Below are 15,414 nucleotides of genomic sequence, written 5' to 3' on the forward strand. Positions count from 1 at the left end.
AAGGGACGATTCAGCAAGCACCCAGCCCCAACTGCATCATCGCCAATCCGCCCTGATGCCAGCCCCACCAGGCCAGCGCCAGCAACAGCGCCCCACCTGCCACCGCTGCGAGTCCGACGGCAATACGGCTCATGCGACACCCGCCTGGGCCTGCAGACGGGCCACCGGACGCTCACGCACCGGCCAGTTCAGGGCGGCTGCGAACAGACTGAGGAGAATCGCCACTTGCCAGATCAAGTCATAGTTTCCTGTTCGGTCGTAGACCACCCCGCCCAACCAGCCGCCAAGGAATGAACCCAACTGGTGAAAGAGGAAAACAATACCACCCAGCATAGAGAGATTTCGTACCCCGAACAGCGTTGCGACCGTACCGTTGGTCAATGGCACGGTGGACAACCAGAGGAACCCCATAGCCATGCCGAACAGATAGGCACTGGTCTGCGTGACCGGCATCCACAGGAACAGGGCAATCACCACCGCACGCATCAGGTACAGAGCCGTCAGCAAACGCGGCTTGGACATCCGCCCGCCGAGCCAGCCCGCCGTGTAGGTACCAAAGATGTTGAACAGGCCAATCAGTGCCAACACCGTGGTGCCGACGCTGGCAGGCAGGTGCTGGTCCACCAGATACGCCGGCAAGTGCACGCCGATGAACACCACCTGGAAACCACAGACGAAAAAGCCGAACGCCAGCAACCAGAAGCCTGAGTGCGAACAGGCTTCGCGCAGGGCCTCGGACAGTGTCTGCTCATGCCCCAGTACCGGCAGCGGTGCGTCCTTGAGCATGTTGACCAGCGGCACAATCAGTGCCACCAGCATGCCCAGCACCAGCAGTGCCGTCGACCAGCCCAGCCAACCGATCAACCCCAGCGTGCCTGGCAACATGGCGAACTGGCCGAAGGAACCGGCGGCACTGGCAATGCCCATGGCCATGCTGCGCTTTTCCGGCGGCACGGCACGGCCGACCACGCCCAGGATCACTGAGAACGAGGTGCCGGAAAGGCCGAGGCCGATCAACAGGCCGGCACTCAACGACAGTGACCAGGCGGAGTCGGACAGGCCCATGAACACCAGGCCCACGGCGTACAACACGCCACCGACCCACACCACTTTCGCCGCGCCGAAGCGGTCCGCCAACGCGCCGGTGAAGGGTTGCGCCAACCCCCAGATCAGGTTCTGCAAGGCGATGGCGAACGCAAACACTTCGCGGCCCCAGCCGAACTGGGCGCTCATCGGCGGCAGGAACAGGCCAAAGCCATGCCGTACACCGAGTGACAACGCCAGAATCAGCGCACTCCCGAGCAAAACCCAACCACTGGTACGCCACATCGATGTCATTGTTATTCTCCAATTACGGGCATATACCCGTTTAAAATCGAAAAAACCCGCTTCATGCGAGTTCATCCAGCAAGGCCAGCAAGGTGGCGCGCTTCTCGGCGCCCAGGCGATCGATCAGCCGTTGCTGGGCCGCTTCCCAGGCCGGCAAGGCCGCTGCCAGGCGTTCGCGCCCCGCGTCAGTTAGTTGCACGATGCGATTACGCTGGTCTTCACCCTCAACCATGCGCACCAGCCCCTCGCCTTCCAGCACCCGCAAGTTGCGCCCCAGCGTGCTGCGGTCCAGCCCCATGGCTTCAGCCAGGGCGGAAATACTCGGCTGATCCAGGCGCTGCAAATTGCACAGCAAGGAGTACTGCGCAACATTGATCCCGAAGCCGTCGAGGGCGCCGTCGTAAAACCTGCTGACGCCTCGAGCAGCGCGACGCAGGTTGGTGCATAAACATTGAGAAGCTAGCATGGTGCGTGTATATACCCGTGATTCAGCGAACGCAAGCTCAATGATCGCACGAGCGCAGGCAGATACGTGGGCAAAATACCCTTCAGGCCAGCGCCAACCCGACCAGCACTGCCACTTCCAGCAACTCCAGCACGGCACCGGCAGTATCCCCGGTCGTCCCACCCAGGCGGCGCAACACCACCTGCCGCAAGCCGAAAAACACGGGAACCGCCAACACCAGGGCAAACACACCGCTCCAACCGCCGATCAACACGCAAGCCACGGCACTGAGCACCATGACCTGCACACCCCGCTGGCGCGGCAAGTGATCGGCCAGTGCCTGGCCCAAGCCACCGGCACGCACATACGGGGTCGTGAGGAACAACCCCAGCAACGCACTGCGGCCGATCAACGGCGCGAGGATCAGACCGATCGTGGCGTGCTGCTCGATCAGTGCCAGCAACGCTGCCAACTTGAGCAACAGCACCAGCACCAGCGTCACCACTGCGATCGGGCCGCTGCGCGGGTCCTTCATGATGGTCAGGGTACGCTCGCGATCGCCAAAACCGCCCAGCCAGGCGTCAGCGCTGTCGGCCAGGCCATCCAGGTGCAAGCCACCGCTGAGCACCACCCAGACGCTCAAGAGAATCACCGCGTGCAGCAACGTCGGCGTACCGAGCAACAGCCCGTTCAACGCCCACAGCAACACGCCGAACAGCAGCCCCACCAGCGGATAAAACAGCAAGGAGCGCCCCAGCTCCTGGGGCGATGGCATGCCCGGCAGACGAACCGGCAAACTGCTCAGAAACTGCAGGGCAATCCAGAACGGCAACATGTTCAGCCCTCGCCCCCAAGCATCCCGTCGGCCTCGACGCGCAATGAGAACATCGCACCATGGCCGACTTCGACGTTGAGCAGTTGCTCACGCGGCAAGCCCCGCGCCCGCGCCAACAACAAACGCATGACCCCGCCGTGACTGATCAGCAACACTCGCTGCCCGGCATAGGCCTGATGCAAGCGCTCGACCGCCGCCAGCACCCGCGCCGAAAACGCCGTAACCGGTTCACCCTCAGGCGGCGTGAAGCTATAAGGGTCGGCCCAGAACCGCCCCAAGGCATCCGCATCGGTCTCCATCAACGCCGCCGCGCTCCGCCCTTCCCAAGCGCCGAAGTGCAACTCTTGCAGGTCCTTGTCCAGCATCACTGGCAACTGCAACTGCTCACCCAGAGTCTCGGCAAAACGCGCGCAGCGCTGCAACGGCGAACTGACCAGGCGATCCCACGGCCCTCGATCCATCACGGCCGCCCGCATCTGCTCCCAGCCGCTGTCGGTCAGTGCGTCGTCCAGGCTGCCACGCAAGCCGCCGCCGAGCTCGGTCTCACCGTGGCGCAGCAGATCCAGATGCAAGGTCATGCCGGACGATCAGCCACCGCCGCCTCCGCGAAGGTCGCCATTTGCCCGTGCAGGTCGCAGGCCAGTCGCAACAAGGGCACCGCCAGTGCCGCCCCACTGCCCTCGCCCAGGCGCAGACCGAGGTCGAGCAAAGGTTCAGCGTTCAAGGACTCCAGCACATGACGGTGGCCCGGCTCTGCCCCGCGATGGCCGAACAGCAGCCACTGGCGGCAAGCCGGGTTGAGACGTACCGCGACCAGCGCGGCAACACTGCAAATGAAACCATCCACCAACACCGCCAGCCCTTCCTGGGCACAGGCCAGATAGGCGCCGACCAACGCCGCGATCTCAAAGCCACCGAGGTTGAACAAGGTCTGCAACGGGTCGCCCCGCTCAGCGGCATGCAACACCAGGGCACGCTCGATAACCTGGGCTTTGTGACTCACGCCCGCGACGCTCAGACCGGTGCCCGGCCCGGTGAGGTGCGCCACCGGACACTCAAGCAAGGCACACGCGAGCGCACTGGCCGCCGTGGTATTGCCGATGCCCATCTCGCCACCGACAAACAGCTCCGAGCCTTCGGCGATGGCCCGCAACACACTGTCGCGGCCGGCCTGCAAGGCTTGCTCACCCTGGCCGCGAGTCATGGCCGGGCCCTGGGCAAAGTTCGCAGTGCCTGGCCCGATGTGCAGATGGCGCACGCCCGGCAGGCTCAATGACGGCGTCACGGTGCCCAGGTCGATCACCTCCAGCCGCGCTTGCAGCTGCCGCGCCAGGACACTGATGGCAGCACCACCCGTGACGAAGTTATGCAGCATTTGCCCGGTGACTTCCTGTGGGAACGCCGAAACGCCCTCGGCGACCACCCCATGGTCGCCGGCAAAGATGGCGATCCACAGCTGATTGACGTTCGGCTTGACCCGCCCTTGCAAGCCCGCCAGTTGCACGGCAACCGCCTCCAGTTGCCCGAGGGAGCCGGCCGGTTTGGTCAGTTGCTGCTGCCGGGCCGCCGCTTGCTCATGAGCCTGGGTATTAATCGGCTTGCACGGGTTCAGCCACCAGAAATCGCTCATAACGCGGTACCTTTCAGAGTCAGGGGCAGGCCGGCGACGGTCAGTACGACACGCTGACAGCGCTCAGCCAGGGCTTGATGCAACCAACCGGCTTCATCGACATAGCGGCGAGTCAGTTCGCCCAGCGGCACGACACCCATGCCGGTCTCGTTGCTGACCAGCACAATCTCACCCGGCAACGCGGCCAGGCAATCGAGCAGGGCTTCACGTTCTTGCGCCAGGCGCTCGGGGCTGTCGAGCATCAGCAGGTTGGTCAGCCACAGGGTCAGGCAATCGACCAACAGGCAACGCTCGGCACGGGCGGTTTCACGCAGCACCCGGGCCAGCTCAAGGGGTTCTTCAATCAACGCCCATTCAGGTGGACGACGCTCGCGATGATGGGCCACACGGGCGCTCATTTCACCGTCCAGCGGCTGGCTGGTGGCGATGTACGTCACCGCCAGGCCGCTGTCGGAGGCAAGTTTTTCGGCCAGGCGGCTTTTGCCGGAGCGGGCACCGCCGAGGATCAGTTGCAGCATGGTGGTATCCCTTGAAATTGGCGCTGTGGTGGGCTCAGTCTGCGCGGGCAAGCCCGCTCCCGCACGGGGGCAACATCACCCTATACACCGCAGAGTTCACGCAACAACCCAGTGTCCAAATGCGCCTCCACCAGGTCGGCCAGGCGCTCGATATCGCGCTCGCGCAAGCCGTGGTAGTCGACCTCCTGCACCGCCTGCAGACCGGCCCAGCGCAACAACGCGCTGCACGCCGCAGGGGACTCGAACAGACCGTGCAGGTAAGTACCGAGCACCTGGCCATCGGCACTCTGCGCACCGTCGCTACGACCATCGTCCAGCCGCACCGCCGCCTGTTCCAGGGCAAGGCCAGTGGTCACCCCGGCATGAATTTCATAGCCGCTGACGTCGGCGTCTTCCAGCACCAGGCGACCGCGCACGTTGCGCAGCTGCTTTTCTGCCTCAAGCACGGTCTCGAACGCCAGCAAGCCCAGGCCAGCACTGGAGCCCGCAGCCCCTTCCAGCCCCAGCGGGTCGTGCAGCTGCTCACCAAGCATTTGCAGGCCTCCGCAGATACCCAGCACCTTGCCGCCGTAGCGCAGGTGACGGGCAATGGCCGTGTCCCAGCCATTGGCACGCAGGTAGGCCAAATCACTTCGCACGCTTTTGGAACCCGGCAAAATGATCAGGTCGGCCGGCGGAATCGGCTGGCCAAGGCCGACAAACTGCAGATCAACCTGAGGGTGCAGGCGCAGCGGGTCGAAATCGGTGTGGTTGCTGATACGCGGCAGCACCGGCACCACCACCTTGAGCACGTGCTCGGTCTTGTCGGCCTGACGCTGGTCGATACCGTCTTCAGCCTCCAGGTGCAGGTCCATGACATAGGGCAGCACGCCGATCACCGGCTTGCCGGTACGGGCTTCGAGCCAGTCCAGCCCCGGCTGCAACAAGGCGAGATCGCCACGGAAACGGTTGATGATGAAACCCTTGATCCGCGCCTGCTCGGTGGCAGACAGCAACTCCAGCGTGCCGACCAGATGAGCGAAGACCCCGCCGCGATTGATGTCGGCAATCAATACCACCGGGCAATCCACCGCTTCGGCAAAGCCCATGTTGGCGATGTCGCCGGCCCGCAGGTTGATCTCCGCCGGCGAACCAGCGCCTTCCACCATCACCACCGGGTAGGCCGCGCTCAGCCGTTCGTGAGACGCGAGCACCGCCTGCATCGCGATGACTTTGTAATCGTGATAGGCAACCGCATTCATGCTGGTCACGGCACGACCGTGAATGATCACTTGCGCACCGGTGTCACTGTTGGGCTTGAGCAACACCGGGTTCATGTCGGTGTGCGGCTCAAGGCGGGCGGCCTGGGCCTGCACCGCTTGCGCACGGCCGATTTCACCGCCGTCGGCGGTGACCGCACTGTTGAGCGCCATGTTCTGCGGTTTGAATGGCACCACTGCAACACCCTGGCGCGTCAGCCAGCGGCACAGCGCGGTGACCAGGGTACTTTTCCCGGCATCGGAGGTGGTGCCTTGCACCATCAGCGTGGTCATGGGGTTTCCTTGGCGTAGGCGGCAAACGCGTGTTCAAGGCGCAGCCAATCGGCCTCATCGGCCGGCAAACCAAAACGCAAGCTGCTGTTGTGGGTGAACAGGCGCAGCAGAATGCCTTGCCGGGCCATGAATTCGTACAGGTGCTCGGCGTGATCGGTGATCAACCACTGAAACAGCGCGCAGCCGCCCTGGGGTTTGAAGCCATGGCATTCAAGGACCTGCGCCAGGCGCTGGCTCGCGTGCTCGCTGCGCTCGCGCTGAAGGGCATGCCCCTGAGTATCGCGTAAACAGACTTGCGCCAGGACCCGCGTCGGCCCGTTGACCGTCCAGGGACCGACCTGTTCGGCGAGCAGCTTGAGCAACTTGCGCTCGGCCAACACAAAGCCCAACCGCACGCCGGCCAGGCCGAAAAACTTGCCGAACGAACGCAATACGATCAGGCCGACCTGATCGGCAAACGCCGCCAGGCTCAACTGCGGAGTGTTGTCCATGAACGCTTCATCCACCACCAGCCAGCCACCACGCTGCGCCAGGCGCGCATGCCATTCGAGCAGGCGTTCCGGGGGCAGGCTCAGGCCGGTGGGATTGTTCGGATTGACCACCACCAGCACGTCGAGGCTGTCGAGGAAAAAATCGACTTCCTGCTCCACCACCTCACGCACGATGTAACCGTTTCGGCGCCAGGCTTCGGCGTGCTCGGCATAACACGGCGACAGCACGCCGACCTTGCCGGCACGACGCAGGCGCGGCAGTAACTGGATGGCGGCCTGGGAACCGGCGACAGGCAGCACATGGCTCGCACCGTAGTACTCCCGAGCGGCCTGCTCCAGGCCGTCTTCGGTTTCCGGCAAGCGCGCCCAGGCGCGTAACGGAATCTGTGGGATAGCCCAGGGCCAGGGTGCCAGACCACTGGAGAGGTCAAGCCAATCGGCTTCGGCAATGCCGTAGTGCAAGGCCGCCTTGCGCAGGCGGCCACCGTGTTCAAGCATAAAACTCGGCCCCCACACAGAGAATCAGCAGCCACAACCATACCCCGCGCTGGACCAATTGCCAGCCGCGGTCAATCGAGTCGGCGTCTGCCGGCACACCCTCGCCCAATTGCGGACGCTGATGCAGCTCACCGTGATAGATCGCCGCCCCGCCCAGTTCGACCCCCAGTGCCCCGGCACCTGCGGCCATCACCGGCCCGGCGTTAGGGCTGTCCCACGTGGGCCCCTGAGTGCGCCAGCATTTGAGCGCCAGACGTGTCTTGCCCAGCAGCGCATAGGTCAGGGCCACCAGCCGCGCCGGAACATAGTTGAGCAGATCGTCGATTTTCGCCGCCGCCCAACCAAAGCGTTCGAAACGCTCGTTGCGATAGCCCCACATGGCATCGAGCGTGTTGCTCAGGCGATAAAGCACCACCCCCGGCGCGCCGGCCACGGCAAACCAGAAGAGCGCGGCAAACACCGCATCGCTGCCGTTCTCCAGCACCGACTCGGTGGCCGCCCGGGCCACCGCGGTCTCATCCAGTTCGCTGGTCTGGCGACTGACCAGATAACCGACGCGGGTGCGGGCTTCCTCCAGGTCATGGCTGCGCAGGGCCTGGGCCACCGGCTCGACATGCTCGCCGAGGCTGCGCAGGCCCAGCGCGCAATACAGCGCGAGAATCTCGACGATCCAGCCCAGATAAGGCAACCAGGAAAACGCGGTGACCACCAAGGTCAGCGGCAACACCGCAATCACCCACGCGGTGACCCCATGACTGCGCCAACCACGGCCGCCCGCATTGAAACGTTGTTCGATGCGATCGGCAAAACGGCCGAACGCCACCAGCGGATGCCAGCGCCTGGGCTCGCCCAGCAGCGCATCCAGCGCTACCCCGGCGACACTCAGCAAGGCCACACTCATTGACTCTCTCCCCAGACATTTTCGTACAACAATTCACTCAGCGGGCGCGGTTGCGCCCAGCCTTCGAGCACCAGCATCGGCGCCGGATAGAATGCCTCGACCGGCCCCAGGCACAACACCGCCAGCGGCTTGGCCCCGGGCGGCAAGCCCAGCAGGTCAGCCAGGGCCTGGGGCTCGAACAGCGACACCCAGCCCATGCCCAGGCCTTCGGCACGCGACGCCAGCCAAAGGTTTTGAATCGCACAGGACAGCGACGCCATGTCCATTTCCGGCAAGGTGCGCCGACCAAAGATGTGCCGCTCGCGATCATCCATCAGCGCGGCGACCAGCACCTCGGCGCAATCGTTGATGCCTTCGACCTTGAGCGTCATGAATTCATCGGAGCGTTCGCCCAGCGCCTCGGCGGTGCGCACCCGCTCCTCTTCCACCAGATGCTGGATCTTGCCGCGCAATGCCCGGTCGCTGATACGGATAAACCGCCAGGGCTGCATCAGGCCGACGCTGGGCGCCTGGTGCGCCGCTTCGAGCAGGCGCCGCAGCAGCGCCGGTTCGACCGTGCCACCGCTGAAATGACGCATGTCGCGACGCTCGGCGATGGCGCGATACACCGCATCGCGCTCGGCCGGACTGAAGGCATTGTCAGTCATGGTTTCTTCACGGTCTCAAGGTCAGGCGCAAACAGCGCGGCAATCGCCGACGGATTGGACGGGAAATAAAAGTGCACGTATGAAGCGGTCATCCTTCCGGCACGGTAAACCGCCTCCGCGCCTCGTCCGCCGTTGGGGCTCAGGCCACGGGCAATCGGCTCAAGCTCGGTACGGGTCAACGAGTGGTGGTAGGTGTGGCCACGCAGCGAGCCCTCGGGCAGGTCGACCGCCTGCAACGCCAAGGCCGCCAAGCGCTTTTGCATCACCGCCTCACCGGCCAGCAAGCCCACCAGCGCCGCCCGCGTGCCCTCGACATCGGTCAGCGAGTCGAGCAAATACAGCATGCCGCCGCATTCGGCGAGCAACGGTTTACCGGCACCATGGTGAGCGCGGATGGCGTCGAGCATCGAGGTATTTTCAGCCAGGGCGACATGGTGCAACTCCGGGTAACCACCCGGCAGATACACACTGTCAGCCTCCGGCAACTCGCGGTCGCGGATCGGCGAAAAGAAACGCAACTCGGCCCCCATCGCCCCCAGCAGATCCAGGCTCGCACCATAGGTAAAGGCGAAGGCTTCATCGCGCGCCACGGCAATGCGCACACCCGCCAGCAATGGCTCGGCCGTGATCACATCGGGCGCGGCAAACTCGACGGCCGGGGGCAATGCCACTTCGCAACTGCTGGCCAGGGCCTCGGCAGCGGCGTCGAGGCGCAGGTCCAGGTCGTTCAGCTCACTGGCTTGCACCAGCCCCAGGTGACGGCTCGGCAACTCGATGCCGGTTTCCCGGGACAAGGCGCCGTACCAGCGCAGGCCTTCGGTCAGGCTGCCTTCGAGCAACTGCGCGTGACGCAAGGTGCCGACCCGGTTGGCCAGCACCCCGGCGAACGGCAGGTCCGGCTGATAACGCGCAAGGCCCAGGGCCAGCGCACCGAACGTCTGCGCCATGGCGGTGCCATCGATCACCGCCAGCACCGGAACGCCAAAATGCCGTGCCAGATCCGCACTGGACGGCGTGCCGTCGAACAACCCCATGACCCCTTCGATCAGGATCAGGTCGGCCTCAGCGGCCGCTTCCCACAACAGCCGGCGACTTTCCTGCTCGCCGACCATCCACATGTCGAGTTGGTACACCGGCGCACCGCTGGCGCGCTCGAGAATCATCGGGTCGAGAAAGTCCGGGCCGCATTTGAATACCCGGACCTTGCGCCCCTGATTACGATGCAAGCGGGCCAGCGCCGCGGTGACGGTGGTCTTGCCCTGGCCGGAGGCCGGCGCGGCAATCAGCACCGCCGGGCAGTATCGACTGCTATTCATAGGAAGAGGCTCACAGCTCGACACCCTTCTGCGCCTTGATCCCGGCCTGGAACGCATGCTTGATCATGCCCATTTCGGTGACGGTGTCCGCCAGTTCGATCATTTCCGGCTTGGCGGCACGACCGGTGACGACCACGTGCTGCATCGGCGGGCGCGCCTGCAAGTCGCTGAGCACCTGATCCAGATCGAGGTAACCATGCTTGAGGGCAATGTTCAGTTCATCGAGCACCACCAGGCCGATGGCCGGATCATTCAGCAACTGACGGGATACCGCCCAGGCAGCTTCGGCGGCCGCGATGTCGCGCTGCCGATCCTGGGTCTCCCAGGTAAACCCTTCGCCCATGACATGGAAGCGCACTTGCTCCGGGAAGCGCCGGAAGAACAACTCCTCGCCCGTGCTGTTACGCCCCTTGATGAACTGCACCACACCGCACTGCATGCCGTGGCCCATGGCCCGGGCCAGCATGCCGAACGCCGAACTGCTTTTGCCTTTGCCGTTACCGGTCAGTACCAACAGCAGGCCGCACTCGTTCGGCGAGTTGGCAATACGTTCATCGATCACGGCTTTCTTGCGCAGCATGCGCGCCAGATGGCGTTCGTCACGATCAGGGGAATCAGTCATGGGGGGAGCTCTCCGTTGAGGCTGGATAACGGCGGGCAGGCATGGAAACAGACGGCAGGAAGCCTGGCATCGCCCACCGTGATGCCGCTGGATGGATCAGGCCGGTCTCCGGGCTCATGAGCGGCTGGTTTGGCCGGACCGCGCGCCTTCCCATGTCGAACGTCGACACAGTGGCTCAAGGCGCGATCTTCACTCATTTACCGTTGCGGGGGCAGCGCCGGGATCGTTGCCCGCTCTGTCGAAGAGCGCGCCCTCACCGGCTTCCCTGTTTCACTCGATCGACCAGCGGGTCACCGAGCACCTGAAACAAGTCGCGAAGGTTAGAGGGTTGGGGGTGGAGCGTCAATTAATGCCGGGCTCATGCCGCGACAGAAACAGACCCCGATCAATAAACCGACGCCCTTGTTGTGCCAGACTTCAAGCAGTGATATCAAATAGCCACAACCTGACACCACAATAAAAAGGGCGAGCACCATGCAAGGCATGATCATCAGTAACCCGAAACTGGAATTTCTACGCCCGGTACTGGAGCGCTGGTTTGACTGTATCGATCGCTACAACGCAGTGCGTGGCGATAACGAAAGCCCCTACTGGTTTGATGAACGCGCCAACCTGAGCCTGCTTTCAGCGGCGGCCTGGATGGCGGAGATGGTCACCCTGGAACAGGCGCCCACCAAAAAGCAGATCGAGGAAGGCGAGCGCAATGGCCGTGCCGACCTGCTCATCGCCAACCAGGAGCAACGCGCCTACCTTCAAGCCACACAACGCTGGCCACGGGTCAACCAACTGAACCTCACCCAAGCGCTGCTGGACATTGCCAGCGACGCCAAGACCATCGCCTATGCCAGCGAACTGAAAATCGGCTGCCTGTTCGTCGCCCCGCAAAAACTCCAGCACAGCGCCACACCGGAAGAACTCCAGGACATGGTCGACGACCTGCAAAAGGAACATTGTTGCGCCGTGGCCTGGTACTTTCCTTACGCTTATCGCAAATTGCGCAACGAAGCCGGCTACTATCATCCGGGTATCGCCGTGCTGCTCAAGGAGGCCCGTAGCTGAGATTGAACCTCAAGGCGATCCGACTCCTCTGGACTGAAAGGATGCATTCATGGAGAAGCCCGCATGTTCAAGCCCCGATTCGCCCTGGTTATCACCCTTGCCGCAGGTCTGGCCGCCTGCGGGGAAACCTCCAGCCTGCAGGTGTCGGACGGTATCGGTCCCTCACCCACGCTGCCGGAGCCGGACAAGACCCTGATCCCGACCGTGAATATCGCCCCCGCCGTGGGCTGGCCAAGCGGTGCCAAGCCGATTGCCGCGCCCGGCACCCAGGTCGTGGCATTCGCCAAAGGGCTCGAACACCCACGCTGGCTGTATGTGCTGCCCAATGGCGATGTACTGGTGGCCGAAACCAACGCCCCACCCAAGCCTGATGACGGCACAGGTGTGGTCGGCTGGATCACCGAAAAAATCATGGCGCGCGCCGGTGCCGGCGTGCCCAGCCCGAATCGCATCACCCTGCTGCGCGACACCGACCACGACGGCCACGCCGAAACCCGCACCCCCTTCATTGAACACCTCAACTCACCCTTTGGCATGGCCTTGGTCGGCAACGATCTGTACGTCGCGGATACGGATCGGCTGTTGCGCTTCAACTATGAAGACGGCGCCACCTCGATCACCTCCAACCCCATAAAAGTGATCGACCTGCCCGGCGGCACACTGAACCATCACTGGACCAAAAACGTCATCGCCAGCCAGGACGGCAGCAAGCTGTACGTGACCGTCGGCTCAAACAGCAACATCGCGGAAAATGGCCTGGAGCAGGAAACAGGTCGCGCGGCGATCTGGGAAGTTGATCGCGCCACCGGCAACCAACGGATTTTCGCCTCGGGCCTGCGCAACCCCAACGGCATGGGCTGGGAGCCGCACAGCGGAAAACTCTGGACTGCCGTCAATGAACGGGACGAACTCGGCAACGACCTGGTGCCTGACTACATCACCTCGGTCAAGGACGGGGGCTTCTATGGCTGGCCGTTCAGCTATTACGGCCAACACGTCGATACCCGGGTCACGCCACAAGACCCGGACCTGGTCGCCAAGGCCATCGCCCCGGACTACGCCGTCGGCTCACACACCGCCCCGCTGGGCCTGGCATTCGCACAAGGAAGCACACTGCCGGCGCCCTTCACCGAAGGCGCCTTTATCGGCCAGCACGGCTCGTGGAACCGTAAACCCCACAGTGGCTACAAAGTGATCTTCGTGCCGTTCAGCGCAGGCAAACCGGTCGGGCAGCCTGTCGATGTGCTGAGCGGTTTTCTCGACCAGGATGAACAGGCCATGGGCCGGCCGGTGGGCGTGGTGATCGACCGGCAAGGAAATCTGTTGGTGGCCGATGATGTGGGGAACACCATCTGGCGGGTGTCAGCCCTCCAATGAGCCGCAACGACCGGACGAGGCCTAGACTTTGCGGCACAAGGTCAGGCCATCCCCCAGTGGCAGCAACGACAAGTCCACCCGCGCATCCGCCTTCAAGGCACGATTGAGCGCCTGGATGGCCCGGGTATCCTCGCTGGCGGGATTGCTTTCCAGTACCCGGCCGCTCCACAGCGTATTGTCGAATACCGCCAGGCCGCCCTGGCGTAGCAGCCGCAAGGCGCTCTCCAGATAGGCCGGGTAATTGGCTTTGTCGGCATCGATGAAGATCAGGTCAAAGCATTCCCCCTGCCCTTGCTGCTCCAGCTGCGCCAGGGTCTGCAGTGCCGGCGCCAGGCGCAGCTCGATACGCCCGGCCAGCCCGGCCTCCTGCCAGTAACGGCGCGCCGTGGCGTTGTAATCGCCAGGGAGGTCGCAGCAGATCAGCGAGCCGTCCTGCGGCAAGGCCGCCGCCATGCACAGGGCGCTGTAACCGGTAAAGGTCCCTACCTCGAGTACGCGCCGGGCGCCTGTCAGCTTGATCAGCAGGGCGAGGAACTGCCCTTGCTCGGGCGCCACCTGCCAGCGCGCCATGGGCAGCGCCTGGGTTTCATCACGCAAACGGCGCAACAGCGGCGTTTCGCGCAGCGATACATCGAGCAGGTAGTGGTAGAGATCATCGTCGAGATTGAGCGTACGAGCGGTCATGACAACCTCTGCGAGACTGGACGCTAGGGATTGCGCGCCAGATGCTCCGGCTGCAATACGCGCTTGGCGCTCAGGTAGGCCTTCTGCCAATAGGCTTTGGACAGGCTGTCCAGCTTGACGGTACCGCCGGTGGCCGGCGCATGCACGAATCGACCCTCGCCGACGTAGATCCCGGCATGGCTGACTTGCGAGCCGCCATTGGTGGCGAAGAAGATCACGTCACCGGTCTGCAAGGCGGTCTTGCCTACACTGGGCGCCTGCATGCCGATCATTTCACTCGTGGTGCGCGGTAGCGTGATGCCCGCCGCGTCTCGGTAGACGTAGCCGATCAGGCCGCTGCAATCAAACCCCGAATCCGGTGTATTTCCACCCCAACGATAGGGCGTGCCCACCAGGCCCAGCGCGCGGAACAGCACGTCGTCGGCCACCGGGGAGAATGATTGCGAGGGTGCAAAGACAGGGGCGCGAACCACTTTGGCCGGCGGCGGAGTACGACTGGCACAGGCGCTGAGCAGCGCTGCGAGGAACATGAGTGCAAGGCGGGCCGACATCGTCATCTACAGAGCATCCTGATCTGGCTGCGGCGTTCTCTGCCGAGAGGCTGAAAACAAAACCGCGTAAGCAGGGCTTACGCGGTTAGTTGATCAACAATAGATCAGGATTCTAGCGGCTAAGCGCCAAACTTCAAGTAAGACTTTAAGTTGGGATTACAAAATGAAGGGATATTGCTCGATGAGGGTCGATTTTCGGTAGCCGCGCCCGGGTGTTGCAGTGCTATGCAGACCGCTTGGCTTCAATGAAGGTATTGCTCGGCGAGGGTCAGTTTTCGGTAGCCGCGCCCGGGTATTGCACCCTGGGCGCAGTGGCTACGCAGACCGCTTACTTGCGCGCGGTGGTGACCGACGTGGGAGCCATGGCGAGTGCGCGCTTGGCTTCAATGAAGGTCTTGCTCCAGTAGCTGTCGCCCAGGCTATCGACCCGGACACCGCCGCTGCGGCTGCTGCTGGAATGGATGAACTGGTTGTCACCCAGGTAGATGCCGGCGTGACTGACACGACCGCGACGACCATTGGTGGCAAAAAACAGCAGGTCGCCAGGTTGCAGCTTGCTGCGAGAGACCAGCGGCGCGTCAACGTTGATCATTTCACGCGTGGAGCGTGGCAAGTTCATGCCCGCTTCTTCGCGGAACAGGTAACCGATGAAACCGCTGCAATCAAAACCGGCTTCAGAGGTACCGCCGAAACGGTAACGGGTACCGATCAGGGACATGCCACGTTCAAGGATGCTGTCGGCCAGGACAGGCAACTGGTAAGGCTTGCTGCCAGCAAAATCGGCCAGTTCTTTTTCGGTTGCCAGTTCTTCCTGATAAAGAGCGGAAGACTGTGCGGTAGAAGAGTTTTGAACCTGTTGCTGGGGCGCTTGCTGGGACACTGGAGAGTGCGCGGCGCAACCAAACAGCAGGGTAACGAGTGCGAGAGGCACGAGGGGTGCGAAGCGATTTAGCATGGGCACGACCGTGGCTGAAGGTGT

At 63.5% G+C, this 15,414-nt stretch carries 18 protein-coding genes and 1 riboswitch; of the genes, 2 read left to right on the top strand and 16 right to left on the bottom strand.

Translation table 11 applies throughout. From position 1 onward, the window contains the following. Nucleotides 1–10 precede the first annotated feature (10 nt). From CKW29_RS25970 to cobO, 13 genes are all read right to left on the bottom strand, one after another. Entirely contained in the window at nt 11–133 is a 123-nt protein-coding gene (locus tag CKW29_RS25970; protein WP_256577023.1) for a hypothetical protein, read from the bottom strand. Beyond that, entirely contained in the window at nt 130–1,338 is a 1,209-nt protein-coding gene (locus CKW29_RS03785) for an MFS transporter (protein WP_095147966.1), read from the bottom strand. The genes CKW29_RS25970 and CKW29_RS03785 overlap by 4 nt, the downstream gene beginning before the upstream one ends. Before the next feature lie 52 nt (nt 1,339–1,390). Then, nucleotides 1,391–1,795, bottom strand: coding sequence for a MarR family winged helix-turn-helix transcriptional regulator (locus CKW29_RS03790; protein ID WP_095144015.1), 405 nt, complete (start codon nt 1,793–1,795; stop codon nt 1,391–1,393). Nucleotides 1,796–1,877: 82 nt separating this feature from the next. Continuing rightward, a complete protein-coding gene (locus CKW29_RS03795; protein ID WP_095144016.1) occupies nt 1,878–2,609 on the bottom strand; it encodes an adenosylcobinamide-GDP ribazoletransferase in 732 nt (243 codons plus the stop codon). Between the two features lie 2 nt (nt 2,610–2,611). After that, the gene (gene cobC / locus CKW29_RS03800) at nt 2,612–3,187 is read right to left on the bottom strand and encodes an alpha-ribazole phosphatase family protein (RefSeq protein WP_095147967.1); all 576 of its coding nucleotides are present in this window, start codon (nt 3,185–3,187) and stop codon (nt 2,612–2,614) included. Continuing rightward, on the bottom strand, nt 3,184–4,239 hold the full coding sequence (cobT, locus tag CKW29_RS03805; RefSeq protein ID WP_095144018.1) for a nicotinate-nucleotide--dimethylbenzimidazole phosphoribosyltransferase: 1,056 nt from the start codon (nt 4,237–4,239) through the stop codon (nt 3,184–3,186). Before cobT ends, cobC begins: the two co-directional genes overlap by 4 nt. Continuing rightward, complete coding sequence (cobU, locus tag CKW29_RS03810; RefSeq protein ID WP_095144019.1) at nt 4,236–4,757, bottom strand: bifunctional adenosylcobinamide kinase/adenosylcobinamide-phosphate guanylyltransferase; 522 nt, start codon at nt 4,755–4,757, stop codon at nt 4,236–4,238. The genes cobT and cobU overlap by 4 nt, the downstream gene beginning before the upstream one ends. Nucleotides 4,758–4,837: 80 nt before the next feature. After that, nucleotides 4,838–6,289, bottom strand: a complete 1,452-nt coding sequence (locus tag CKW29_RS03815; protein WP_095147968.1) for a cobyric acid synthase — start codon at nt 6,287–6,289, stop codon at nt 4,838–4,840. Continuing rightward, entirely contained in the window at nt 6,286–7,278 is a 993-nt protein-coding gene (cobD, locus tag CKW29_RS03820) for a threonine-phosphate decarboxylase CobD (RefSeq protein ID WP_095147969.1), read from the bottom strand. Before cobD ends, CKW29_RS03815 begins: the two co-directional genes overlap by 4 nt. Continuing rightward, nucleotides 7,271–8,179 (bottom strand): adenosylcobinamide-phosphate synthase CbiB, encoded by a 909-nt coding sequence (cbiB, locus tag CKW29_RS03825; protein ID WP_095078400.1) that lies wholly within the window; start codon nt 8,177–8,179, stop codon nt 7,271–7,273. Before cbiB ends, cobD begins: the two co-directional genes overlap by 8 nt. After that, complete coding sequence (gene bluB, locus CKW29_RS03830; RefSeq protein ID WP_095078401.1) at nt 8,176–8,826, bottom strand: 5,6-dimethylbenzimidazole synthase; 651 nt, start codon at nt 8,824–8,826, stop codon at nt 8,176–8,178. The genes cbiB and bluB overlap by 4 nt, the downstream gene beginning before the upstream one ends. After that, on the bottom strand, nt 8,823–10,142 hold the full coding sequence (locus CKW29_RS03835) for a cobyrinate a,c-diamide synthase (RefSeq protein ID WP_095147970.1): 1,320 nt from the start codon (nt 10,140–10,142) through the stop codon (nt 8,823–8,825). Before CKW29_RS03835 ends, bluB begins: the two co-directional genes overlap by 4 nt. A 10-nt stretch (nt 10,143–10,152) precedes the next feature. After that, nucleotides 10,153–10,764: a cob(I)yrinic acid a,c-diamide adenosyltransferase gene (cobO, locus tag CKW29_RS03840; RefSeq protein ID WP_095144025.1), complete on the bottom strand. Its 612-nt coding sequence runs from the start codon at nt 10,762–10,764 to the stop codon at nt 10,153–10,155. A gap of 81 nt (nt 10,765–10,845) precedes the next feature. Further along, nucleotides 10,846–11,084, bottom strand: a riboswitch (cobalamin riboswitch). 154 nt (nt 11,085–11,238) lie between these two features. On the opposite strand from cobO, the gene CKW29_RS03845 reads away from it, so the two are divergent. Both CKW29_RS03845 and CKW29_RS03850 read left to right on the top strand, forming a co-directional pair. Further along, complete coding sequence (locus CKW29_RS03845; protein WP_095144026.1) at nt 11,239–11,823, top strand: hypothetical protein; 585 nt, start codon at nt 11,239–11,241, stop codon at nt 11,821–11,823. Between the two features lie 63 nt (nt 11,824–11,886). Next, entirely contained in the window at nt 11,887–13,200 is a 1,314-nt protein-coding gene (locus CKW29_RS03850) for a sorbosone dehydrogenase family protein (protein WP_095144027.1), read from the top strand. Between the two features lie 21 nt (nt 13,201–13,221). Here the strand turns inward: CKW29_RS03850 and CKW29_RS03855 are convergent, their stop codons facing one another. The 3 genes from CKW29_RS03855 to CKW29_RS03865 form a co-directional block, all read right to left on the bottom strand. Continuing rightward, entirely contained in the window at nt 13,222–13,884 is a 663-nt protein-coding gene (locus CKW29_RS03855) for a class I SAM-dependent methyltransferase (RefSeq protein WP_095144028.1), read from the bottom strand. A gap of 23 nt (nt 13,885–13,907) precedes the next feature. Next, entirely contained in the window at nt 13,908–14,441 is a 534-nt protein-coding gene (locus tag CKW29_RS03860) for a C40 family peptidase (protein WP_095144029.1), read from the bottom strand. 322 nt (nt 14,442–14,763) lie between these two features. Next, complete coding sequence (locus tag CKW29_RS03865; protein WP_095144030.1) at nt 14,764–15,390, bottom strand: C40 family peptidase; 627 nt, start codon at nt 15,388–15,390, stop codon at nt 14,764–14,766. Nucleotides 15,391–15,414 lie beyond the last annotated feature (24 nt).

Source organism: Pseudomonas sp. Irchel s3a18, assembly GCF_900187535.1.
In the GTDB taxonomy this organism is placed as follows: Bacteria; Pseudomonadota; Gammaproteobacteria; order Pseudomonadales; family Pseudomonadaceae; genus Aquipseudomonas.